The sequence below is a fragment of the Microbacterium daqui genome, assembly GCF_050408675.1.
Taxonomy (GTDB): Bacteria; Actinomycetota; Actinomycetes; order Actinomycetales; family Microbacteriaceae; genus Microbacterium.
Map to the genome: position 1 here is coordinate 98260 of NZ_JBNTKF010000003.1, position 22329 is coordinate 120588.

The 22329-nt window shown below is 63.8% G+C and carries 22 protein-coding genes; 13 read left to right on the plus strand and 9 right to left on the minus strand.

Translation table 11 applies throughout. From position 1 onward, the window contains the following. Positions 1-364: 364 nt before the first annotated feature. On the minus strand, positions 365-898 hold the full coding sequence (locus tag ACQUSY_RS02960; RefSeq protein ID WP_428903024.1) for a DUF488 domain-containing protein: 534 nt from the start codon (positions 896-898) through the stop codon (positions 365-367). Continuing rightward, complete coding sequence (locus ACQUSY_RS02965; RefSeq protein ID WP_428903025.1) at positions 891-1106, minus strand: hypervirulence associated TUDOR domain-containing protein; 216 nt, start codon at positions 1104-1106, stop codon at positions 891-893. Before ACQUSY_RS02965 ends, ACQUSY_RS02960 begins: the two co-directional genes overlap by 8 nt. 397 nt (positions 1107-1503) lie before the next feature. Here ACQUSY_RS02965 and ACQUSY_RS02970 point away from each other — a divergent pair, with 397 nt between their 5' ends. Genes ACQUSY_RS02970 through ACQUSY_RS02980 form a run of 3 tightly spaced genes read left to right on the plus strand, consistent with a single transcriptional unit; the run spans position 1504 to position 5679 of the window. Continuing rightward, positions 1504-3684 (plus strand): MMPL family transporter, encoded by a 2181-nt coding sequence (locus ACQUSY_RS02970; protein ID WP_428903026.1) that lies wholly within the window; start codon positions 1504-1506, stop codon positions 3682-3684. 4 nt (positions 3685-3688) lie between these two features. Further along, complete coding sequence (locus ACQUSY_RS02975) at positions 3689-5068, plus strand: sensor histidine kinase (RefSeq protein ID WP_428903027.1); 1380 nt, start codon at positions 3689-3691, stop codon at positions 5066-5068. Further along, positions 5065-5679, plus strand: coding sequence for a response regulator (locus ACQUSY_RS02980; protein ID WP_428903028.1), 615 nt, complete (start codon positions 5065-5067; stop codon positions 5677-5679). The genes ACQUSY_RS02975 and ACQUSY_RS02980 overlap by 4 nt, the downstream gene beginning before the upstream one ends. 95 nt (positions 5680-5774) lie before the next feature. On the opposite strand, the gene ACQUSY_RS02985 is transcribed toward ACQUSY_RS02980, so the two are convergent. Continuing rightward, the gene (locus ACQUSY_RS02985) at positions 5775-6242 is read right to left on the minus strand and encodes a CinA family protein (protein ID WP_428903029.1); all 468 of its coding nucleotides are present in this window, start codon (positions 6240-6242) and stop codon (positions 5775-5777) included. 160 nt (positions 6243-6402) lie between these two features. Here ACQUSY_RS02985 and ACQUSY_RS02990 point away from each other — a divergent pair, with 160 nt between their 5' ends. The 4 genes from ACQUSY_RS02990 (at position 6403) to ACQUSY_RS03005 (ending at position 8642) form a co-directional block, all read left to right on the plus strand. Then, complete coding sequence (locus ACQUSY_RS02990; RefSeq protein WP_428903030.1) at positions 6403-6882, plus strand: YciE/YciF ferroxidase family protein; 480 nt, start codon at positions 6403-6405, stop codon at positions 6880-6882. Between the two features lie 76 nt (positions 6883-6958). Further along, positions 6959-7105 carry a hypothetical protein gene (locus ACQUSY_RS02995; protein ID WP_428903031.1) on the plus strand — a complete coding sequence of 49 codons (147 nt, stop codon included), beginning with the start codon at positions 6959-6961 and terminating at the stop codon, positions 7103-7105. A gap of 2 nt (positions 7106-7107) precedes the next feature. Continuing rightward, positions 7108-7782: a DUF6766 family protein gene (locus ACQUSY_RS03000; RefSeq protein ID WP_428903032.1), complete on the plus strand. Its 675-nt coding sequence runs from the start codon at positions 7108-7110 to the stop codon at positions 7780-7782. Positions 7783-7853: 71 nt separating this feature from the next. Continuing rightward, positions 7854-8642 carry an alpha/beta fold hydrolase gene (locus ACQUSY_RS03005; RefSeq protein ID WP_428903033.1) on the plus strand — a complete coding sequence of 263 codons (789 nt, stop codon included), beginning with the start codon at positions 7854-7856 and terminating at the stop codon, positions 8640-8642. Between the two features lie 110 nt (positions 8643-8752). Here the strand turns inward: ACQUSY_RS03005 and ACQUSY_RS03010 are convergent, their stop codons facing one another. Continuing rightward, entirely contained in the window at positions 8753-9142 is a 390-nt protein-coding gene (locus ACQUSY_RS03010; protein ID WP_428903034.1) for a hypothetical protein, read from the minus strand. Between the two features lie 151 nt (positions 9143-9293). Between ACQUSY_RS03010 and ACQUSY_RS03015 the strand changes: the two genes are divergently transcribed. The 5 genes from ACQUSY_RS03015 (at position 9294) to ACQUSY_RS03035 (ending at position 14799) form a co-directional block, all read left to right on the plus strand. Further along, complete coding sequence (locus ACQUSY_RS03015; protein ID WP_428903035.1) at positions 9294-10628, plus strand: hypothetical protein; 1335 nt, start codon at positions 9294-9296, stop codon at positions 10626-10628. A gap of 58 nt (positions 10629-10686) precedes the next feature. Next, the gene (locus tag ACQUSY_RS03020) at positions 10687-11160 is read left to right on the plus strand and encodes a hypothetical protein (RefSeq protein ID WP_428903036.1); all 474 of its coding nucleotides are present in this window, start codon (positions 10687-10689) and stop codon (positions 11158-11160) included. A gap of 200 nt (positions 11161-11360) precedes the next feature. Next, the gene (gene purL, locus ACQUSY_RS03025; RefSeq protein WP_428903037.1) at positions 11361-13694 is read left to right on the plus strand and encodes a phosphoribosylformylglycinamidine synthase subunit PurL; all 2334 of its coding nucleotides are present in this window, start codon (positions 11361-11363) and stop codon (positions 13692-13694) included. Further along, on the plus strand, positions 13694-13831 hold the full coding sequence (locus tag ACQUSY_RS03030) for a hypothetical protein (RefSeq protein WP_428903038.1): 138 nt from the start codon (positions 13694-13696) through the stop codon (positions 13829-13831). The genes purL and ACQUSY_RS03030 overlap by 1 nt, the downstream gene beginning before the upstream one ends. Positions 13832-14016: 185 nt before the next feature. Next, the gene (locus ACQUSY_RS03035) at positions 14017-14799 is read left to right on the plus strand and encodes a hypothetical protein (protein ID WP_217338781.1); all 783 of its coding nucleotides are present in this window, start codon (positions 14017-14019) and stop codon (positions 14797-14799) included. Between the two features lie 219 nt (positions 14800-15018). Here the strand turns inward: ACQUSY_RS03035 and ACQUSY_RS03040 are convergent, their stop codons facing one another. From ACQUSY_RS03040 to ACQUSY_RS03060, 5 genes are all read right to left on the minus strand, one after another. Continuing rightward, positions 15019-16407 (minus strand): tripartite tricarboxylate transporter permease, encoded by a 1389-nt coding sequence (locus tag ACQUSY_RS03040; protein ID WP_254367772.1) that lies wholly within the window; start codon positions 16405-16407, stop codon positions 15019-15021. Then, positions 16404-16835, minus strand: coding sequence for a hypothetical protein (locus ACQUSY_RS03045; RefSeq protein ID WP_217338789.1), 432 nt, complete (start codon positions 16833-16835; stop codon positions 16404-16406). The genes ACQUSY_RS03040 and ACQUSY_RS03045 overlap by 4 nt, the downstream gene beginning before the upstream one ends. A 13-nt stretch (positions 16836-16848) precedes the next feature. Then, a complete protein-coding gene (locus tag ACQUSY_RS03050; protein WP_428903039.1) occupies positions 16849-17811 on the minus strand; it encodes a hydroxymethylglutaryl-CoA lyase in 963 nt (320 codons plus the stop codon). After that, positions 17808-19076, minus strand: a complete 1269-nt coding sequence (locus tag ACQUSY_RS03055) for a hydroxymethylglutaryl-CoA reductase, degradative (protein ID WP_428903040.1) — start codon at positions 19074-19076, stop codon at positions 17808-17810. Before ACQUSY_RS03055 ends, ACQUSY_RS03050 begins: the two co-directional genes overlap by 4 nt. 101 nt (positions 19077-19177) lie before the next feature. After that, positions 19178-21004: a helix-turn-helix domain-containing protein gene (locus ACQUSY_RS03060; RefSeq protein WP_428903041.1), complete on the minus strand. Its 1827-nt coding sequence runs from the start codon at positions 21002-21004 to the stop codon at positions 19178-19180. 73 nt (positions 21005-21077) lie between these two features. Between ACQUSY_RS03060 and ACQUSY_RS03065 the strand changes: the two genes are divergently transcribed. Beyond that, a complete protein-coding gene (locus ACQUSY_RS03065; RefSeq protein ID WP_428903042.1) occupies positions 21078-22307 on the plus strand; it encodes an MFS transporter in 1230 nt (409 codons plus the stop codon). The last annotated feature ends 22 nt before the right edge of the window (positions 22308-22329 follow it).

Consider the following 22329-nt stretch of genomic DNA (forward strand, 5'->3'; position numbering starts at 1 on the left):
TCTCGTGAACGTCAGCGCGGCTGCCGACAGGTGGCGGCCCTATTGCGAAGTCTGCTGTGACTCCACTCCTGGGGTACTTCTGAGGAGACAGTATCGAACTTTCAGAACCTTGTGAAGATTCAGAAAGTTAAGAGTTTATTGCCCGCATGTTTCCAAGGCACTCCGACGTCAGTGACCCCACTGAGCGGGACCGTTGTCCCCAGGGAGCTGCCCAGAAACAAGGCATACTGAGGATGCGGCCCGAGCGGATCAGATCCCGTTCGGGCCGTCTTGCTTCTTCCACCACCGGTGTGGGAGTCTGCCCCGGCCGATCCGTGCATCTCGCTGCGGTTCGTTTCGGTCGCTACGCAGCCTCACTCAACGGTCACGGGGCCGGGTAGGTGACGCCTCCGCCATCGCCCTCAACTGCACCCTCACTCAGGTGCGCTGCCTCGAGGTTCCGCTCGCCCATAATGTGGCGCACGGCGTGACCGCGGGCGAGCAGATAGTCGGTGATGATGCGGCGATGGCACCGCCACCACACCGCTTCAGAACACATCAGCGCGAGGTTTCCCTCCGCACCCCGGGCGATGACGGCGTCGAGTCCGCGCGCGAAGTCGGGCGACATCGCGTGGTCGGCATAGTTGTGAAAACTGCGGTTCTGCCACCACGCATTCGTCTCGAACGGCACCGTTTTACTGACCGGGCGGCGCCCCGTGAGCGGCTCGTTGCGCTCGAACCCAATGCCGTTTTCAGCGAGCACCGCAGCCAGGGCATCGGCGTTGAACCACGGATACCGCGTCGAACCGGGCAGCTTGCGCACGTCAACCACCAGGCGAATATCGGAACCACGGAGCAAGTTGACGAAGTCATCTTGCGTGCGCGTGGAGTGGCCGATCGTGAAAAACGGGTCAGTCATTGATGCGGGTCAGAGCGCTACCTTTGTGCGCCGCGATGTGATCAGTTTTGTCGCTCTTGATTTCGTACTGCGGGTCGTCGGGAGTCGCTCGATGCGTGTGGCCCTTGTAGTCGAAGTCGCTCTTGTGAACGCGAATGATGGTTCCGCTCACGCGGCCCGCTTCGGAGTTCCATGAGACGTGGTCGCCGACAGTGAAGTGCGAAGTCATGACAGCATCGTGCCGCGCTGGGCGGTGTTGTGCCACCCCCTTGACGGTTCGAACCCAGCGTCGTCGAAAGACTCCGTGCAAAACGCCGACAGTTCTCCCCAGGCTGTGGATAACTCGGTGGATAACCTGTGTGAAAGCGCCCCAAAGTTGTTCACAGATTCGTGGATAACTGTGGAAATCGAAGACACCGTCGAAACTACACGCGTGTAATTCCGTGGTCACGGCGAGAATTCGAAATCTCCACACTCTCCCCCGGTTGTTAACAACCTCACGGCCGATCAGATGTGGAAAACCACTGCCGGCGAGCGCATCCATGCCCGGCATCATCCTTTCGGACGATCTTTGTTTCGCCCGCATTCCCGATGATTGACGCGCGAATTCTTGGTGGGCTGGAACCATGGCTCGCTCTGACATTCGCCCCCGGTTCGCGAACGCCCTGACTTCGCGTCGGGGTGCATGGATCTCCCTCGTTCTCGGTCTCCTCGTGATGGTGCTGCTCTTTGGCGCCTTTGGTTCTGCCAAAGCTCCCGCCGGCAACGCGCAAGCCCCCACGACCTCGGAGTCGGCACAGGCCGCCGAACTCATGACGAAGTTCCCAAATGCTGACCGGCAGTCGGTAATCGTGCTCGCAACCCGCACCGATGGTTCCGCGCTCTCCAACGCCAACACCGATGCACTCAAGGCCCTCCTGCCGGTGCTCAACGAGAGTGCACCCGCCGACGCCAGCGGCCCGCTGCTCAGCGATGACGGCGAAGCCGCGATCATCCTCACGCCGATCACGACGGGCGCGAGCAACAGCGAAACCGCTGATGTTGTCGGTGAGCTGCGTGCAACGCTCGCAGACCACAGCATCGATGGCCTCAGCCTGCTTGTCACCGGCGGCCCCGCGTTCGGCGCCGACATCGCCGCGTCATTCGCCGGAGCCAACTTCACCCTGCTGCTTGTGACGATTCTGATCGTCGCGGTGCTGCTCATCATCACGTATCGCTCGCCCGTGCTGTGGCTGATTCCGCTCACGGTTGTCGCCCTCGCCGACGGCCTCGCGGGCCGCGTCACGGCCGCCGCTGGCTCGGCGTTTGACCTGCAGTTCGACTCCGGAATCATCAGCGTTCTCGTTTTCGGCGCCGGCACCAACTACGCGCTCCTGCTCATCTCGCGCTACCGCGAAGAGCTCCTCCTCAACACCGACCACCGCGCCGCCCTCAGCACCGCATGGCGCAAGACGGCACCCGCGATCATCGCGTCAAACGTCACGGTCGTGCTCTCCCTGCTGACCCTCCTGCTCGCGGTCATCCCCGGCACACACGGCCTCGGCGTCTCGTCGGCGATCGGCCTGCTCATCGCCCTCGCCGCCGTACTCCTCGTACTCCCACCGTTCCTTGCGGTCTGCGGCCGCCGCATCTTTTGGCCCTTCATCCCCCGCCCGGCTTCGGAGACCGCAGCAGATGGTTCCGGAACCACGGTGAAAGCTGAGAAGGCGGGCGTCTGGCGCAAGGTGGCGACGGCTGTTGTCGGCAAGCCGGTGCCGAGCCTCATCGCGGGTGTCGCGGTGCTGGGCATCATGATGACCGGCCTGTTTGGCACGACGATCGGGCTGGATCAGGTCGAGAAGTTCCGGGTGCAGTCGGAGTCGGCGCAGGGCCTCGAGGTGTTGTCGGAGCACTTCGCGCCTGGTGAAGCCCAGCCGATTTACGTCATCGCCGACGCCGATCACGCTGATGCCGTGGTTGACGCCGTCGAGGGTGTTGAAGGCGTCGTGCGTGCACACGCGATTGCGACGACCGACGACGGTGCGCTCAGCAAGATCATGGTGACGAGCGCGTTCGCCCCGAGCAGCCCGGAGAGCCTCGCTCAGATCGATGAGCTGCGCTCCGCGGTGCACGCGGTTGACGGTGCGAACGCTCTCGTGGGTGGCGCGGTGGCGACCGACGTTGATGCTCGCGACGGCAACTCGGCTGATCTGTGGCTCGTCGCTCCGCTGATTCTCGGGGTCAGCTTCATCGTGCTGCTCCTGCTGCTGCGTTCGTTCGTGGCGCCGGTCGTGCTGCTCGTCGTTAACGTCGCCAGCGCCGTGGCCGCGATTGGTGCGGGCGCATGGCTCAGCCGCGTGCTCTTTGACCAGCACGCTCTCGACCTGCAGGTTCCGCTTCTCGCGTTCTTGTTCTTGGTCGCGCTCGGCATCGACTACACGATCTTCCTCGTGCACCGTGCGCGCGCCGAGACGCGTCTGCGCGGCACGCGTGCAGGCATGATTGAGGCCGTTGCCCGCACCGGTAGCGTCATCACGAGCGCCGGTATCGTGCTGGCTGGCGTGTTCGCCGCGCTCGGCGTGCTGCCCCTTGTCACGCTCGGCCAGCTCGGACTCATCGTGGGCGTCGGCGTCATCGTCGATACGCTTCTGGTGCGCACAGTGATTGTTCCGGCACTGTTCAGCCTCATCGGCGACAGGATGTGGTGGCCGTCGAAGCCGGCGGGTGCCGTTGACAGCGACACCGCAAGTGCCGACGCCCTTGACGCTGAGCTCGCCGCCCTCGACACCGGCACACCCCGCGCGTCGGCTCGCAACGAGGCAGAATGAGCGCATGAGCCTCATCGACACGCCCCTCGCGCGCGCGACCTCGGCTTCGGCCGGCGGTCGCGGCTCGACGGTGCGTGCGATGGAGATCGGCCAGCACGTCATGACGCTGCTGTTGGTCGGCATTGGCATCGTGCGCGCGATCGGCCAAGACACCGCACCCGCCGCCGCGATCGCCGCCGGACTCGGCATCATCGCCGCCCACACCGTCGCGAGCCTGCTGCCAAAGAAGCGACGCACGACGACAAACTACGCGCTGTGGCTCATCGGATTCACCGCCGTGTGGATCGCCGCGGTCGCTGTCTCACCCGAGTTCGTGTGGGTGTCGTTCGTGCTGTGGATTCTCGCCGGACACCTCCTCCCCCTTCTCGCCGGCCTCGCCTTTTCGGTGTTCGTGCTCGCGGTCGTGATCGTCGCGCCGATCTTGCATCCGCACGGCGCGACGAGCTACGCCAGCGTGTTCGGCCCGCTCATCGGTGGCGTCTTTGCGTTTGGTATTTCGCGCGGTTATCTGAAGCTTCTTCGTGACGCCGCCGAACGCGAACGCCTCGTCACCTCCCTCACGCGCGCGCAAGAAGAGATGGCCGCGCTGCAGGGCGAACTCGCGCTCGCACAGCGCCACTCCGGTGCGATCGCCGAGCGCACGCGCATCTCCCGCGATATCCACGACACCATCGCCCAGGCCCTCTCTTCCATTCGCCTCCTCACTCACGCCGGCGCCGATAACACCGCCGACCCCGACGCGATCCGTACCCTCGGCCAGGTCGAATCGCTGGCGAGCGACAGCCTCTCGGATGTGCGCCGCATCGTCGCCGCGCTCGCTCCGCACGAGCTTGAAGATGGCGCCCTCACCGCCGCCCTCAACCGCATGCTCGCGCGTCTGCACGACGAAACCGGCCTCGCCGTCGCGCTTCACGTCGATGACACCATTCCACTCCTGCCCACCGACGTTGAGGTCGCACTGCTGCGTACCGCCCAATCCGCACTCGCGAACGTGCGCCTTCACGCACGAGCGACGCGCGTCGTGATGAGCCTCATCGACGCCGGCGACACCGTACGCCTCGACATCACCGACGACGGTCACGGCTTCGACGTCATCGCCTGGGAAAACTCGGTCGACACGCACTCGTCAAGCTACGGAATCCGCTTCATGCGCGCCCGCCTGCGCGAACTCGGCGGCGGCCTCGACGTCGAAAGCGCGACCGGCGAAGGCACCGCCCTGTCGATGCACATCCCGATCGCCGCGGCTGCTACCCGCGAAGCGGCAGCGGCACCACCGGCTGGGTTGCCGGCGGCGGATGCGGCTGATGTGTCGGCGACGCAACCATCCGCCGACGACTCGCACCATGGTTCCGGAACCACCCCCGCTGAGGAGAACAAAAAGTGACAACCGTGCTGATCGTCGACGACCACCCCGTTGTGCGCAGCGGGCTGCGGGCCGTGCTCAGCAGCGATGCCGTTGAGGTGATTGGTGAGGCGGCGACAGGCGAAGAGGCGATTGCGCTCGCGACCCACCTCAAGCCCGACGTGGTGCTGTGCGATCTGCGGCTCGGCGAGGGGATTGATGGTGTTGAAACGACGTCGGCGCTACGGGCGCTTGACCCGGCGCCAGCCGTGCTGATTCTGACGACGTATGACCGTGACGCCGAGATTCTGGGCGCGATTGAGGCGGGGGCCGCGGGCTACCTGTTGAAGGATGTCGCGCCCGAAACGATCGCCGATGGCATCGTGCGGGCGGCGGCGGGTGACATGGTGTTGGCTCCGCATCTGGCGTCGCGCGTGCTGCGGAGCATGCGCCAGCCGATGCCGAAACTCACCGATCGTGAGATCGAAGTGCTGCGCCTGCTCGCGACCGGCGTCACGAATAAGGAGATCGCGAAGACGCTGTTCGTGAGCGAAGCGACCGTAAAGAGCCACCTCGCGCACATCTTCACCAAGCTCGGCGTCGAGACCCGTTCGCGCGCGATTCACGTGGCTCAGGAGACCGGACTGATTTAAGCTCCACCCCCTCCCGTCGGCCAGTACAGCAAACACATTTTCGGGCGTACCCTTCATCACCCTGACATTGCGAGACATCGTTGCTCCTTCTGTAGTCAGCCATCACAGTTCGTAGCCGCGCGTTCTGCCAATTCGCGCATCGCGGCCACGACAGTCTGTTGCAACACCGCGGTGGGTTCGCCATCGAAATGGAACTCAGCGCTACCGACATTGCCGTTGGCGTACCAGCCAATGAAAACGGTTCCGGGTTCGTGCCCATCTTCGGCGTCGGGGCCGCCTACTCCCGTCGTAGAGACGCACACGTCAGCGCGCAAAACCTCGGCAGCACCGACAGCAAGCTGTTCAGCGCAGCGGGCCGAGCACAGATCAATGCCCTCATCGACGCCGAGCAAGCGCTCTTTGACATCTCGCAAGTACGCGACGATACCGCCTGCGAACCAGTCTCCAGCGTTCTCTCCGGCGCCCACTGTTTGCGCAAGCTTGCCGGAGGTTAACGACTCAACCACCCCGATCCGCAAGCCGCGGGACTGCGCCTCGGCGGCAAGCGCTTCGCTGTCACTCATCGGTCTCCTTTCGGCGTCTCTTCTCCACCATTAGTCGGCCGCATGGTTCCGGTCAACCCCCGTTACTCGAGGCGATGGGACGTCTTATGCTCGCGGCACCTGGTTGCGTGTTCGCGCGATGAATGCGTGGCCAATCCGCTTAGAGAAAGGCTAAAAAGCCATGTCCCAGCTGCAACTGGAAACGCCTGAAGATCTTCTCCGCTACCAGCTTCGGTCCGCGCGCACCATGGAAGATGATTCACTCGCTGCGCTCGGCGAACTTGCGTCAGCAGCCCAATCATCTGAGGTGGAGAAGCTGTTTCGTCACCATGCCGATGAGACGAAGGAGCAAATTGCGAATCTCAGCAAGGTGTTCGAGCTTCTTGAGCTACCGGAGTCAACGGCTCCGTCTCCCAGCACGAAGGGCATCTCCAAACAAGCAGCGTCGCTGATCGAGAAGTCGGCGTCAGGTCTGCTCGATCAGGTCACCCTCTCGTGTGCTCTGGGCAATGAGCATTACGAGATGTCGATGTATCAGGGGTTGATCGTGGCGACGAAGAGCCTGCACCCCGAGGCTGCTCAGCTTTTGCAAGACAACCTCGATCAAGAAGTTCACACCAGTGAAGAGCTGTTGAACAAGCTCAAAGAAATGTCGGCCTAACGTCGAACGGTGGCTCGGCGCGTGTGCGCCGAGCCACCGCCTCTTTCTGAATAACGTCTTCATTTTCGAGGGAGTCATGATGGGTTCTTCTGCAAGCGACTCGTCACGCGACGATGCGGCGCAACAGCTACCGCCTGGCCGTCTCGTGGTGTTTTGGTCGTGGATGGGCATCATTGTTGTCGGCCTTGCGATCATGATCGCTGTGCCCCTAGTCGGGCAATAGACATGAGAGCGATACGCGACAATGCGTTGTCAATCTTCTTCTTCGTGATCTTCTTGCTCACCCTGCTGGGGCAAAGCATTGCGGGTCTTGCCGACACCAACGAGCAGAACAGCATCCATGGTGAACCCGCCGTGACCTGGTGGCAGTTCGTCCGCTCGTCCGACTTCATGGTCGATGTGGCCGAAAACTGGCAGTCAGAATTCATGCAGTTCTTCGTCTTCATACTCGCGACGGTGTGGCTCGTTCAGCGCGGCTCGCCCGAGTCTAAAAAGCCGGGCGACGAGGGTGTCGGAACAGACGAAGAACAGCTTGTCGGTGAGCACGCACGACCCAACTCACCGCGTTGGGCGCGCGTGCTCGGTTGGCGCCGCTGGCTGTACTCGAATTCACTTCTGTTGGTGATGGGCGCGATCTTTGTGCTGTCGTGGTTTGCGCAGTCGCTCGCCGGGCTCGTCGTGGCCAACGAAGAGAACGCGATGCATGGCGAAGCGTCACAATCATGGCTGGATTACATTGCGGCACCCGATTTCTGGAACCGAACGCTACAAAACTGGCAGTCCGAATTTCTCGCCGTCGGCGCCATGATCGCGTTCTCGATATATCTGCGTCAACGCGGCTCGAGCGAGTCCAAACCCGTCGGCGTTCCGCACCACGTTAGTAGCGAAGAGTCTGAATGATCATGTCGGCACCCCTGCCACCCAGCTCCATGGTTCCGCCCACTCCTGCTTAGCGGGGGCAGACTGTAAGCATGGACCTTCGTGAGCTCACCGAAATGCCAGACCCGCAGTTTGTGATGTCAGCCGAGGGGCACCGCATTGCGACGTACTCGTGGGGAGACGACGCTGACCCTACGGTAATTGCCGTGCACGGCTTCGCGTCGAGCACGCGCGACAACTGGGTCAATACGGGCTGGGTGCGAGAGCTGTTAGAGGCCGGATTCCGCGTGATCGGCATGGACCAGCGCGGCCATGGCGCGAGCGACAAACCCCACGACGCGCACCAGTACAGCATGCGCATGCTCACCGATGACGTCATCGCCGTGCTCGACACGTACCTCGTCACCGACGCCTTCTATCTCGGCTATTCGCTCGGCGGCCGCGTCGGCTGGCAGGTCATGGCCGACCACCCCGAACACATCAGCCGCGGCGTGCTCGGCGGAATCCCCGATGGCAAGCCGCTGCGCCGCCTCAAGGTTGACGAAGCACGCGCGTTTTTGGACGACGGAACCACGGTGCAAGACAAGACGACGGCGAGGTACGTTTCGCTCGCGTCGCGTCTGCCGGGCAACGATCTTGATGCGCTCTTGGCCCTCGCTGAGGGCATGAATCTCGCCGACGACGTGCCACCGGTCAACAACCCGCCGAGCCAGCCGACGCTCATCGCGACCGGCAGCGACGATGCGATTCTCGAAGACTCACGGTTGCTGCAATCATCGGTTCCGAACAGTGAGTTCTTCGAGATTCCGGCCCGGCACCACATCAACGCACCGGGTTCGCGGGCCTTCCGCGAGGCGGGCATCGCGTTTTTGCGGGGCTGAGTGCGGCAGAGTTTCCGAGATCGGCTCACTGCGTTTCGTCTCGCCCCGCTCGTTCAATGCGCGGATGGGTGGGTTCGCCCGGCCGACCCGCAGCGTGGGAGTGCGTGCGGCTAGTTACCGTCGTTGGCTCGCGGCAGATCGGTCGTGCAGTCAACAAACCCGGTTTCGCTGGTCTGCTCCACAATGACGTCGTTGCCAATCGATACGCGACAGGTGACCGTGCGGTCGCCTTGGGTTGATGGCTCGAGGCTCACAATGAACTGGGCGTGATTTTCACTCGTGCTGACATCGGCAACAAACTGCGAGGTTGCCGTTTGCGTCACATCGTCCGCCCCGACGATGTAGCGAACCGCGAACGGATCTTGTGTCGTCGCCACGGCCTCAAACACAACTGTCTGACTCGGCGGGGTTTGCTCCCCCGGTGCGAGCACGAAAATCCACAAGAGAACGGCCAGCGCCCCAGCCCCCAAAAGGCCAAGCGCGAGAATCAATTTCTTCATCGTGTCCCCCGTGGTTCAAGCTCTCCACAGAGCCTACGGGGCAACCCGTGAGCTGTGCATGAGAGTTTCCACACGAACTCGCACCAACGCGCGCACGCCTCGTAAAGTAAAATCGGCATCGCAGTGCCGGGACTCATCAAGGGGGAAAACAATGGTTTCATATGACGAGCTACCAGACATCAAAAAGAAGATGTACCTGTCAGCCATCGACTGCTGGATGTCTGATACTGACTATCCCGTGCATTTTCTCTACGACGACTGCTATGCGCTTTGGGGCGTAGTCGCCGCAAACTCTTATCAGCGACCAGACCCATCCTCCGGCGAGGGCGGAGGAACGTTCCTGGGTTGGGTCGAGGCCAATCACCCGTCGATCGCGGGCGATTTCGACACCGTTCGCTCTGCTGTCGACGACGCCTTCCGGCCTTGGGAAGGTCTCCCCGATGGGTCGAGCTGCGACAGCGCGAGGGATGCAAGCGCCGGCGCTGCCGCCGCATTCGGAACCTCGGCCGCGGGAACAACGGTCTTGCCGAGCCCCATCCTGAACTCGAAAGACACCGTCAAAGAAGTCACGCTCAACAAGATTTCGGGCGCATTCACCTCCCCGTTCCTGGCTAAATACGATGAAGGTTTCGCCAATGTGATCGGTGGCACAGGAGCCGCTTGCGGCGTTCTCCAGACCGTCTACACTGCCCAGTCGGCCATGTGGAAGCCCGTTCGTCGAGATGTCGCGGAGATCATGGCCAACGCCCAAAGCGCGTTCGCACTTGCCGCAGATCGAGAGCGAGACGCATGGCTCAGTGCCGTCTCCACCGTTGCTCTCACATTCGTTGGCGCCGTAGTCGGCGTTTTTGCCAGCATTGTGACCGCTGGTGCCGCGGCGCCTGCAGTGGCAGCGCTGGCGGGTACCGCCGCGGCCGCAACGACCGCAGTCGCCGCCGTTTCGGCAAGCGCAACCGTCAGCGGCTCCAGCTACCAAGAGATTTGGGGTTCGTTCTTCGACGCTCTCGGCAAGCTCAACCAGTCGATCTACGACGTTGAGTACCAGATGTACACAATGCTCGTTAAGGCACAGAACGCGTTTGCTCAAGAGCCGACGAGCTTCAATCTGGACAAACTCTCGTTGGGGCTTTTTCCCGGCGCAGACGGAATCATGACGATGGATCGGAACGACACCAATCACGTGTCGCGCAACATGGGCACCATTGCCGATGCACTGGCGGCCGCAAAAAGTACCCTCAGCATGGTTCCGTCAACCTATGCCGTTCAACGACATGAGTCCATCGGTATGGGCGCGACCGGGCCCATGGTTTCCGCGGTCGATGTGCACAACGCCGTCATCAATGACCTCAACGCCACGGCGAAGGAGTACGCGCGCGGACAAGACCTGTTCGACGCCGTCGTTGAAGACTTCTTCTCATCGGACGCCGCCGCAACAACGACGGTCAACGCTCTTATCGCCGACGAAGCGCTCACCGGAAACAACTAGTCGTCGGTGGGGCGCCCCGTCGCAAATGGGCGCCCCACCGGAAAGAAAGGTCCCAACAATGGCCACGAGCCGATTCCTCGGCGAGGTGACGTTCACGCAACTCGTCAACGGCGCAGTGTTCGAAACCCTCATGGACTATGAGTCGCGCGAGCTGCCCGTCACCATCTTTCTGCACCACCCTGATACCTTCACCGACCGCTACATCGAACTGATCGATAGCGCGCTCGAGGTCTTCGCCTCGATCGATGAGATGTCTCGACAGGCAATCGCCACTGAGATCACCGACGAGACGTCACAACCATGGATCGTTCAAGACGGGTACCGCGATGACATCAACGAGCGCTGGGAGGGTACCGATGAAGAGTTTGTCGAGCGCCTCCAGGTGCGTTCGATCGAGTTTCACCCTGACGGCGGCACCGAAGACGTGGATCGAGTCATCACGACCTATGCCCTGCATTTGACGCCTCTCGATCCCAATATTGTGGTGCGTTTGAAACAGAGCCGCGGCCCCTTCGTCGATCCTGCCGAATAGACACGATGCGGAACCATGGCGCAGCGACCGAGCCGGAACGAATCGAAGTTCCGAGGTCGGCTCGCTGCGTTTTGTCTCGCTCCGCTCGTTCAACGGGCGGATGGTTGGTTCCGCCCTTCGAGCAAAAGTCACGGGGTCTCGGGAATCCCAATGCACAGATAGACTGAGAGGACTCCCGCCGCCTTGACTCTGGAGCACGCGTGACTGCCGCAGCTGAGAACCCCGTTCGCCCCGTCGCCGACACTGTCGAAAACGCCATCGCAACTCCTGAGAGGGAGCAGCCGTACGCGGCGCTCGGCCTCAAGGGCGATGAGTATGACCAGATCAAGGAGATCCTTGGTCGCCGCCCCACGTCGGGCGAGCTGGCCATGTATTCCGTGATGTGGTCGGAGCACTGCTCCTACAAGTCGTCGAAGAACTACCTTCGCAAGTTCGGCGAGAAGGTCACGCCGGAGATGAAGGAACGTCTCATGGTCGGCATGGGGCAGAACGCCGGTGTTGTTGACATCGGTGAGGGTTGGGCGGTGACCTTCAAGGTCGAGTCGCACAACCACCCCTCGTACATTGAGCCTTTCCAGGGCGCTGCGACCGGTGTTGGCGGTATCGTCCGCGACATCATCTCGATGGGTGCTCGCCCCGTCGCCGTCATGGACCAGCTGCGTTTCGGCGCCATCGACCACCCCGACACCGCCCGCGTTGTGCACGGTGTTGTTTCGGGTATCTCGTTCTACGGAAACTGCCTCGGCCTGCCGAACATCGGTGGCGAGACGGTCTTCGACTCGGTCTACCAGCAGAACCCCCTCGTGAACGCGCTCGCCGTTGGCGTGCTGCGTCACGAAGACCTCAAGCTCGCTAATGCTTCGGGTGCCGGCAACAAGGTCGTACTGTTCGGTGCGCGCACCGGTGGCGACGGCATTGGTGGCGCCTCGATCCTCGCGTCGGACTCGTTCGACGAGGGCGGCCCCACGAAGCGCCCCGCGGTCCAGGTTGGCGATCCGTTTGCCGAGAAGGTGCTCATCGAGTGCTGCCTCGAGCTTTACAAGGCCGAGCTCGTCGAAGCTATCCAAGACCTTGGCGCTGCCGGTATCTCCTGCGCAACCAGCGAGCTCGCCGCAAACGGTGGTTCCGGTATGCGCGTTGACCTCGAAAACGTGCTGCTGCGCGACCCGACCCTGACGCCGGAAGAGATTCTGATGTCGGAGTCGCAGGAGCGCATGATGGCGATCGTTGCGCCCGAGAAGCTCGACGCTTTCCTCGAGGTCGTCAAGAAGTGGGACGTTGAGACCAGCGTTCTCGGTGAGGTTACCGGCGACGGCCGCCTGCAGATCTTCTGGCACGGCGAAGAGATCGTCAACGTTGACCCGTCGACCGTTGCCGTTGACGGCCCGGTTTACGACCGCCCCGTTGCGTACCCGACGTGGATCGACGCCGTGCAGACCGACTCGGCTGCCGCTCTCGAGCGTTCGAACGACCCGGCCGTGCTGAAGGAGCAGTTCCTCAGGCTCACCGCGTCGCCGAACCTGGCTGACGTCAGCTGGATCACGAACCAGTACGACTACTACGTCGGTGGCAACACCGCACTCTCCTTCCCCGACGACGCTGGCATGATCCGCGTTGACGAGGAGTCGGGTCTGGGCTTCTCTATCGCGACCGACGCGAACGGCCGTTACTGCTACCTCGACCCGTACGAGGGCGCGAAGCTCGCTCTCGCGGAGGCGTACCGCAACGTTGCCGTCACCGGCGCCGTTCCGACCGCTGTCACCGACTGCCTCAACTTCGGTTCGCCGGAGAACCCCGAGGTCATGTGGCAGTTCTCGCGTGCCGTTGAAGGCCTCGCTGACGGTTGCGTCGAGCTCGGCATTCCCGTCACCGGCGGAAACGTGTCGTTCTACAACCAGACCGGCGATGTTCCGATCCACCCGACGCCCGTTGTCGGCGTGCTCGGCATCATCGACGACGTTGCTCGTCGCATTCCGTCGGGTTGGCAGGACGCTGGCGAGAACCTCTACCTGCTGGGTGTCACCTCGACCGAACTCTCGGGTTCGCAGTGGGCTGGCGTCATCCACGACCACCTCGGCGGACGCCCGCCGGCCGTTGACCTCGCCGCAGAAAAGACCCTCGCGGGCCTGCTGCGCGCGGGTGCTGACCAGGGCCTCATCTCGGCTGCGCACGACCTCAGCGAAGGCGGCCTGGCGCAGGCACTCGTCGACACCACGACCCGCTTCGGCGTTGGTGCTCGCGTCTGGCTGACCGAGATCATGGAGCGCGACGGCGTTGATGCCGCTTCGGCCCTGTTCTCCGAGTCGACCGGTCGCGTCATCGTCTCGGTTCCGCGTGAAGAAGACGTGAAGTTCCGTGGCCTGTGCGACGGACGCGGCTACCCCGTGCTCCGCATCGGCGTCACCGACATCGCTTCGGAAAACGCTGCGCTCGAAGTGCAGGATGTCTTCACCGTCACGGTTGACGAGCTCCGCGAAGTTTCACGTGCAACGCTGCCCGCAGCGTTCGGCCCCGTGATCCCCTCGGGCATCTAATGGCTGCGGCAGACGACGACCTGGAGGCCATGCGCGAATCGCGCCTCGGCCGCACCCGTCTCGTGGCGTGGGTGGTCATCATCGCCATGGTGATTGGCGGCGGCGGCGCGACCGTCTTCGCACTCTTCACCAACTGATTGCATTCAGAGGCGCTCGGGTTTCGACCCGGGCGCCTCTGGCGTTTCTGGAGAGCGGAACCAGGGGTGCGGTGCGATGTGGTGCGGTGCGGCCCTCGCGACAAAGTATGGCTCTCAGGACGGTTCGGGGTCGTTTCGTGGCGTCGCCCTCGCCCATTGGGTGGGTGGGGTCGTAGGGTTATCGCGTGGACGAGTTTTGGAACTTTGCCGGCAACTATTGGTGGTTGATCTTTCCGCTGATGGGTGTCGGTGGTGCCATTGCGAACAACATTCGCCAGGCATCGAAGAACCGCCACCAGCGTCGCCTTGAGGTGTTGGCCGCGAAGCGCGACCTCAAGGCAGCCGAGATTCAGGCCCGTGCGACGCAACGTGCGGAGAAGCAGGGCCTGCCTATCCCCGAGTACCAGCACCCGGTTCCGCTCGGCGCTGTCTCCCCCGACGCGGCAGCCGTCGCCACCCCTACCAACCGCAAGCAGGAGCTCACCCGACTCACCGCCGAGCACGACGCAATCGTGAAGCGGTGGCTCGACTACGAACTCGATGTAGCGAAGCTGATCGCGTATCCGGCGATGAGTGACGGCCGCAACGAGCTCACCGCCGCGTTCTTGCGCGCGAAGCGCCGGGCAGATTCGCTGCGCCCCGAGTCGGTTGACGCGAAGGTTGATGCCGACGCCGTGCGGGCGTATCGCGAGGCCGTGATCGACTTCGGTTCGGCGTTCGACGTTGCCGAACGCGACGCAAAGCGCCAGACCAACAGGTCGTTTAGCGACGATGAGCGCAAGCGGCTCGACCGTGCGCTGCAGCTGTTGCGGGTTGCCGAAGACCAGGGCGCGACACAGGCCGAGCGTCAGGTCGCCTACCGCCGCGTGCGCGAAGAGCTCGACGGACTCATCGTGATCTCAGACGAGGCGATCACCGTGCTCGAGAAGAAGGTCGCCGGGGAGATTACGTCCGGGCCAACCGGTTAGCTCGATCGCGGAGCGAACGGCGCATCAGACCGACACTCGATGTGATCAAATGTCGAACACTTTCGACGGATACGCCGGTGAGATCGCTCCCAACGCGCCCGCGCGATCCATCTGTTCGACATTTGGTAATTCGAACCGGCCCGCACACGCCGAACGGAACCACGCATAAAAAAGCGGTGCCGCACCCTTCGGGGGGTGCGGCACCGCGGTGCAAACGTGTTACGCGAACAGGGCTGCGATCGCGGGCACGGAAAGTGCCGCGACGTAGTAACCCATGAACTGAACGCCGGTGTGCATCTGGAACAGCTTGTTCAAGAGGCCTCCCACCAGACCGATCGTCAGGGCGACGAGCAGTGCGATGATGCCGCCTTCGTAGAGGCAGATGACCGCGATCAGACCGGCGAATGCGCCGATGATCGCTTCGTGCGAAACCTTCGTCATGATCCACTTCGCGGCGCGGTGCGCCTGGGTCATGGCGAACGGGTACGTGATGAGTACGGCGATCAGCACGGCGATGAGGCCGAAGATCAGGAACTGCCACGGGTTCAGCATGTCGTGCAGGTTGTTGGTCGCACCCGTTTCGGCGTCGATCGTGAAGACCGGCGGCGCGTTGAACAGCGGGTTTGCGGGGCCAGCAGCCATCGGCGACAGCGGCAGACCAATCGCAATCAGCGGAATCAGCGTCTCAGCAATGTAGGTCGACTCCGTGGTTCCGTTCTTCACGGCCATCATCGTCGTCAGGCGGCGGTAGCCGTTCTTAACGCGACCGCCGAAGGTCTCACCCATGAGCACCGTCATGGCGACGGGCGAGAACACGAACGTTGCGCTCGAGATCACGGCTGCACCAGCGGTGCCACCGATCTGTCCGCGGTCGAGAACCTTGAGCGGGTTGGGCATGCGGCCCTTCCACGTGCGTACGTCACCGGCGAGCTCGAACTCACGCGGCTTGTCGCGCTTCAGCAGCTTGCGGCCACCGGGCGACGATGCGAGCACGAGGTCTGCGATCAGCGGGCCGATCGCAATACCGAGGAAGAACGAGATCGACAGGCCCTTGCCCAGCACGCCCGTCGCCCAGCCCTGCAGACCGACAACGATCAGCACGAACGGGATGAGGGCGATGAGAGCCGCCCAGCGACCCTTCGACAGCACAGCAATGAGAATTGCTGCCGCGAGGAACAGCCACGGAGCGATCGCGCTAATGACGTCGGAGAACGGCGTCAGAATCATCGCGAACAGCACGGCCATCGGCACAGCGATGATTGCAGCGAGCACACCACCCGAGATGGCCTTGCGCAGCGCGATGTGCGGAACGCCGAGCTCGCGCAGCATCTGTGCGTCACGCAACAGCGGCGCGGCCAACGTGTCGCCCGGAATACCGAGCAGGGTCGTGGGAATCGCGTGCGTGATGTGCTTGGCGGTAATCGCCGACATGAAGAAGGCGAACACACCAACCGGCGGCACGCCGAGCAGAATCACCATGAGCGTCAGTGGCGCAATAGTCGCGGTTTCATCAGTACCCGACACCAGGCCGAGCAGACCGAAGATCACGGTACCGACCGCAGCCATACCGAGAGCCCAGAGCATGGGCTCGAAAATCATCTCCATCATGCGCTGACCTCCTTCGCCTTAGCCTCGTTCTTGAGGTGCTGCGCCTTGAGATCGTCGTAGAGGCCAAGCTCCTTGACTTCCTGCAGGGTCGCGGCGGGCAGCTCGTCGGGGTCACCCAGCGGGCCAAGCTCATCTTCGATGGCGTCCATGGCGGCTTCGCGCGAACCAGGCGTCTGCTGGTCGAGCAGCACGACACGCTTCGGCTTGAACAGGTTCGCGGCGACAACCGCTGCCACGACGCAGGCCGCGAGTCCGGTCACGAGCGCGTAAGAGCGCCCGACCGCGGTGCCACCGGTGAGTTCACCGAAGCCCCACTCCGCCAGCAGGTACACCGGCACGGCAATGCCCGCACCGAGGAGGATGGAGGCAAAGAGATGACGGCTGTCGACCGTATCTCCCCACACCTCCAGCAGGTTCTTGTTTTCCAATTCAGGTCCTCTCTTAGCGGGTCAGCGCCGTCGCGACTCGAGATGTCGGGGGTTTGCCTAGGTGTCGGGACAACCAGGCACTTGTTTGAGTCAGAGCGTCGAGATCAATGCCGGTGCGCACACCGAGCCCCTCGAGCATCCAGACAAGGTCATCGGTGGCTAGGTTGCCGGTCGCCGACTTGGCGAACGGGCAACCGCCCACGCCGCCGGCAGCGGCGTCGAACGTGCGCACGCCCTCTTCCAGTCCGGCGTAGACGTTGGCCAGCGCCTGCCCATACGTGTCATGCATGTGCAGGGCAATATTTGATAGCGGAACCTCGGCTCCGGTGAGCGCGCGAACGACGGTGCGCACGTGGCCGGGGGTGCCGACACCGTTCGTGTCGCCCAGCGACAGCGCGGTGATACCCCACGACTGCATCAGCGTCGCCAGTCGCACGACGTCGCTCACAGCCACGGTGCCTTCCCAGGGGTCGCCGAACACCATCGACAGGTATCCGCGCACGCGCACGCCATCGGCGAGAGCACGCTCAACCACGGCGGCCGCGGCGTTCTCCATGACCTCACGCGATGCGCCGAGGTTTTGCTGCGAGAACGACTCGGTGACGCTGAGGAACACGGCAATGTCTTCAGCACCGGCTGCGCGCGCCATTTCGTAACCGCGCAGGTTCGGAACCAGCACCGGCAGGCGAGCATCGAGGTGCTTCGTGCGCTGGAAGACTTCGGCAGAATCTGCCATCTGCGGCACGCGGTCGGCTCGCACGAAGCTTCCGGCTTCGATGACCGAAGCGCCAGCCGCGGCGAGGCGTTCGATCAGCTCAACCTTGGTGTCGGCGTTGAGCAGCGTCTTCTCTGCCTGCAGGCCATCGCGAGCGGCGACCTCCCAGATCTCCACCGTGTCGCCAGCGTTGATCGTCGTGGGTGAGGCGGCTGGCTGCGGGTGAACCGCAGGCAGCCCCAGTTCGCGTACGGTACTCATTTGCCCGAGCGGAGGTCGGCGAGCACCGTCTCCGCGACGTCCTGGCGCACGGCGCGGCGCTCAACAAGAATTGCGGCAACCGCGTCGATTTCCGCGCCCTCGGCACCGGCAGCAACGGCAACGTTGCGTGCGTGCAGGCCCATGTGACCGCGCTGAATACCTTCAGCGGCCAGAGCGCGCACAGCGGCAACGTTCTGCGCCAGGCCGACAGCGGTGATGACCTCAGCAAGTTCGCGAGCGGTGGTGACTTCAGTGATCGCGACACCGGCGCGAGCGGCGGGGTGCGACTTCGTTGCGCCACCGACGAGTCCAACAGCCATAGGCAGTTCGAGCGTGGCGGTGAGGTTGCCGTCCTTGTCCTTCTCGAAGCGCGAGAGGGCGCGGTACTGACCATCGCGGGCAGCGTATGCGTGAGCACCGGCTTCGACGGCGCGCGTGTCGTTACCCGTCGCGAGCACGGCCGCGGTGATGCCGTTCATGATGCCCTTGTTGTGCGTTGCGGCGCGGTACGGGTCGTCGAAGGCGAGGTTGGCACCGGCGATCATGTTGTCGATGATCTCCGGGCCACCGACCTCATCGGGGTGGATCGTGAGGCGTGCACGGGTGATGCGCATGTCAGCGAGGTTCGTGAGAATGCGCAGCAATGAGCGGCCGCCAGCGATCTCCGCGAGGCGCGGGGCGATCGCTTCGGCCATCGTGTTGACAGCGTTCGCACCCATGGCGTCGCCGACGTTTACGACGAGGTGCACGATGAGGTGCTCGTCGAGCAGGCCGTGCACGCGGCGCACGAGCAGGTCACGGGCGCCGCCGCCGACCTGCACAAGGCGCGGGTCTTGCTCGTTGGCGAGAGCGAGGATTTCGTCCTTGTTCTCCATGATGCGAGCAGACGCACCAGCGGGGTCAGCAACATCCAGCAGCTGCACCTGCGCCTGCATCAATGGTTCCGTCGACGTCGTGACAATGCCACCGAAACGACGTGACATGCGGGCGATGTTGGAGGCTGCGGCGACGACCGATGGCTCTTCGGTAGCCATCGGTACCAGCACGTCTTTGCCGTTGATCGTGATGTTCGTCGCGATGCCCACGGGGATCTCGATCTTGCCGATGACGTTTTCGATCATGCGGTCCGCCTGCTCAAACGAGAGACCCTCGCCAGCGAGGGGTGCAAGCGCGTCGGCGTCGAGACCGACGGCCTCGATGACGGCGTTACGACGCTCGACAACGGAGAGATTGCGAAGACCACTGAGACGGGATGACTGAGCCACGAGAAACTTCCTTTTCTGTGGCCAGCATCGCCACAGTTGCCAATCTCACCACCAGGAGGCACTCAGGCATACGTCCAGAATGGACACTATTTCACGCTTTGTTATGGCTGATTAATGGCGCGCCGGGCGCGTTCTATCCGCACAGCGAGTTCGAGGCGGAACCTCGCCTCTGGCGCGTCGAGATCGTCGCCAAGGAGAGTTTTCAGGCGCGCGACCCGCTGTTTAATCGTGTTGAGGTGGGTATGTTGGCTTCGCGCGACAGCAGTGAGTGACCAGCGTTCGTCAAACAGCGTGGCCAGGGTGTCAAACAGCGCGGCGTCACGCCGTATGTCCCAATCGAGCACGGGTTGGAGCGTCTGCTCCACGAATGCGGCGAGGCGGGTGGCATCGCCGTCAAACAGCAAAGCGTATGGTGCCAGCAGTGCCGCATCCATGGTTCCGCTTACGATCCCCAGCCCCTGCGCGAGCTGTGCTGCCTTCCACAGCGAGCGGGCTGCAGCGGCGGCGCTCTCCAGGTCGTTGGCGTCAGTCGCGACGATGAGGCCGACGTCGAAACCACCCTCGGCGCGGAGCTGATCGGCGACAGCATCGGGGCTTCGGCTGCCCGCGCTGACGAGGGCCGTTACGCCGCCGGGCGCGGGCGCGGCGAGCCAATCTGAGCGGTGGTGCAGGCGGCCGAGGATACGGCGGCGCTCGTCTCCGCGACACGGAATTGCCGCGACGACCCAGGGGGCGTCGACAGCGAAGCCACGGGCGGCGGCGCGACGCACAGCGCCAGGGCGCGTGGTGCGCGATTCGATGAGTTCGACCGCGAGCTCGCCGCGCACGCGGTCTTCGGCTTCGAGCATGGCGTTTCGGCGCAACAGCGTGAGCGCGGCGGCGATGGCGGAGCGCTCGATCGTGCGACGCTCCATTTCAGTGACGGGCACATCGCTGCGGGCCACGAGGAGTGCACCGGGTCGAGCTGGTGCCGCAATGACGGGAGCGACGAGTTCGTAATCGCCGTGGGCGATGATCGCGCTACGGCCCGACTCAGCACCGAGCGCGATCGCCGCGCGAATTTCAGGGTCGAGGTTGGGAACCGTGGGGCCGCCCGAAATCACAGCTCCCTGCTCGTCGACAAACGTGACGGCTCGGCCGAGCGCATCTGCGAGCACGCCAACGACCTCATCGGCGCCGTGGCCGTAGGCGACCAGGCGCGTGAGCTCGACGTGCACGGAAGCCGCCCATTCGACCTGCTGCTGACGCTCGGCGGCGGTCGCAGTGGCATCGGTCGCCTCCTTCAAGAGTTGAGCTTGGTGCAGCACGAGGGCCGCTTGGCTTGCGAAGGCGGCGAGAAGTGAGATCTCTTCAGGACGGAACACGTGGGGCTCGCGGCTGGCGGCAAACAGCACGCCGAGCACGGTTCCGTTGACCACGAGGGGAGCGCCAAGCAGCGAGCGGAGTTGCTCCTCCCGCACGATTTCGTCGATGACGTCATCGTGTGGCACCGACTCCAGTTCGAGATAGTCTTCGACCCACTGCGGGTGCTGGGTGCGTACGGCGAGGCTCGCCACACCCACCCCTGCTGGCACGACCATCTCCAAGAATCGCGGCGACGTGGTTCCGGTCACCGCACGCACGTAGAGCTCATCGTGCTCGGGCGAATACACGCTCAGGTACGCGACGTCGACCTCAATGAGGTCGTGCGCGCGGTCGACGATGCGCTGGAGCAGAAGCTCGGCGTCGGCCGTCGAAAGTAGATCACGCATCGACGAGGTGAGCGCGCGAAGTTCGGCGCCGCGGGCGCGGAGGCCGGTGACGCGGCGGGTGAGCTCAATGAACTCGTCGGCCGCTTCGGGGTCAGCCTGCAGTGCGGCGCGGATCGTGGCGTCATCGAGTGGCGCGCCCTCAGAGAGAAGCCGCACCACACTCGCCAATTCAGTCACACGTCTATTGTCTCGCGTCAGGCGGCGAGGGTGAGCAGGGCTAGCCTGAAACCGTGTGCGGGAAAGTGTGGTGATGAGCGAGGCGTGGGGCGGGCATGACCGCGGCTCACGCGGCTACCGCCTCCTGATCCTCGCGCTGTTTGCCGCCGGCGTCGCGACGTTCTCACAGCTGTACTCGGTGCAGGGCGTGCTGCCCGAACTTGCCGCAGACGAGGGAGTCAGCGAGGCGACCGCGGCCCTCGCGGTCTCGGCCGCAACTCTCGGCCTCGCCCTCGCCGTCATCCCGTGGTCGCGCATGGCCGACCGCCGCGGGCGTCGCTACACAATGCGCGTCGCACTGACCGCTGCCGTGATTCTAGGCCTCGCGGTGCCCTTCTCTCCCACGTTCGAGACCCTGCTGGTGTTGCGATTCATCGAGGGCGCGGCACTCGGCGGCATCCCGGCAGTCGCACTCGCTTACCTCGCCGAAGAGGTTTCACCCCGAGCCGCCGCGATCGCAAGCGGAACCTACATCTCCGGCACCTCACTCGGCGGCCTCGCCGGGCGCATCATCGCCGGCCCGCTCAGCGAAATCGTCACGTGGCGCGTGGGCACCCTGGTCGTCTCGATCATCGCCGCTATCGCTGGCTTGATCTTCTTCCTCCTCGCCCCGGCACCGCGCGGATTCGAACCCGTGCTCCGTGGTTCCGACCGCGATATTCCGCTCGCCCGCAAGATCATGACGTGCCTGCGCGACTCTCGCCTCATCGCCCTGTTCTGCCAGGGCGGCTTGCTCATGGGCGGATTCGTCGCGGTGTACAACTACCTCGGGTTCCGGCTGCAAGCACCACCGTTTCTCATCCCGGCGACGATCTCATCGTTCCTGTTTCTCGCCTACCTGTCGGGCACGTGGTCGTCGGCGCAGTCGGGGCGACTGGCCGTGCGCATCGGTCGTTACCGCGTCTTGATCGGCGCCGCGACGCTCATGATTGTCGGGCTCGGGGTCACCATTTCAGACTCGATCGTCGCGGTCATCGCGGGGCTTTTGATCTTCACCGCCGGGTTCTTCGCCGCCCACGCCACCGCATCGGGGTGGATTCCGGCGATCGCGCACACCGGGCGCGCGCAAGCATCGAGCCTCTACAACCTCGCGTACTACGGCGGCTCGAGCCTCTTCGGTTGGGCCGTCGGTCTCGCATTTCAACCGTGGGGATGGCTCGGCGTCGTAGCCACCGTCGGGGCGCTGATTCTGCTGGCAGTGGTGATCGCCGCATTCGCCCTCGGCCGCGATGCCACCGGCAGCCCCTCCCGCGCCTCACTGTAGCGCTCGCTCTGCACCACACGAT

What these genes read in the sequence shown, in the direction of transcription:
- ACQUSY_RS03040 (WP_254367772.1), bottom strand. Translation starts at nt 16,407, where the DNA reads ATGATGGAGATGATTTTCGAGCCCATGCTCTGGGCTCTCGGTATGGCT.
- ACQUSY_RS03050 (WP_428903039.1), bottom strand. Translation starts at nt 17,811, where the DNA reads ATGAGTACCGTACGCGAACTGGGGCTGCCTGCGGTTCACCCGCAGCCA.
- ACQUSY_RS02970 (WP_428903026.1), top strand. Translation starts at nt 1,504, where the DNA reads ATGGCTCGCTCTGACATTCGCCCCCGGTTCGCGAACGCCCTGACTTCG.
- ACQUSY_RS03020 (WP_428903036.1), top strand. Translation starts at nt 10,687, where the DNA reads ATGGCCACGAGCCGATTCCTCGGCGAGGTGACGTTCACGCAACTCGTC.
- ACQUSY_RS03010 (WP_428903034.1), bottom strand. Translation starts at nt 9,142, where the DNA reads ATGAAGAAATTGATTCTCGCGCTTGGCCTTTTGGGGGCTGGGGCGCTG.
- ACQUSY_RS03005 (WP_428903033.1), top strand. Translation starts at nt 7,854, where the DNA reads ATGGACCTTCGTGAGCTCACCGAAATGCCAGACCCGCAGTTTGTGATG.
- ACQUSY_RS02975 (WP_428903027.1), top strand. Translation starts at nt 3,689, where the DNA reads ATGAGCCTCATCGACACGCCCCTCGCGCGCGCGACCTCGGCTTCGGCC.
- ACQUSY_RS03015 (WP_428903035.1), top strand. Translation starts at nt 9,294, where the DNA reads ATGGTTTCATATGACGAGCTACCAGACATCAAAAAGAAGATGTACCTG.
- ACQUSY_RS02990 (WP_428903030.1), top strand. Translation starts at nt 6,403, where the DNA reads ATGTCCCAGCTGCAACTGGAAACGCCTGAAGATCTTCTCCGCTACCAG.
- ACQUSY_RS03065 (WP_428903042.1), top strand. Translation starts at nt 21,078, where the DNA reads ATGAGCGAGGCGTGGGGCGGGCATGACCGCGGCTCACGCGGCTACCGC.
- ACQUSY_RS02965 (WP_428903025.1), bottom strand. Translation starts at nt 1,106, where the DNA reads ATGACTTCGCACTTCACTGTCGGCGACCACGTCTCATGGAACTCCGAA.
- ACQUSY_RS02995 (WP_428903031.1), top strand. Translation starts at nt 6,959, where the DNA reads ATGATGGGTTCTTCTGCAAGCGACTCGTCACGCGACGATGCGGCGCAA.
- ACQUSY_RS03000 (WP_428903032.1), top strand. Translation starts at nt 7,108, where the DNA reads ATGAGAGCGATACGCGACAATGCGTTGTCAATCTTCTTCTTCGTGATC.
- ACQUSY_RS03030 (WP_428903038.1), top strand. Translation starts at nt 13,694, where the DNA reads ATGGCTGCGGCAGACGACGACCTGGAGGCCATGCGCGAATCGCGCCTC.
- ACQUSY_RS02960 (WP_428903024.1), bottom strand. Translation starts at nt 898, where the DNA reads ATGACTGACCCGTTTTTCACGATCGGCCACTCCACGCGCACGCAAGAT.
- ACQUSY_RS02985 (WP_428903029.1), bottom strand. Translation starts at nt 6,242, where the DNA reads ATGAGTGACAGCGAAGCGCTTGCCGCCGAGGCGCAGTCCCGCGGCTTG.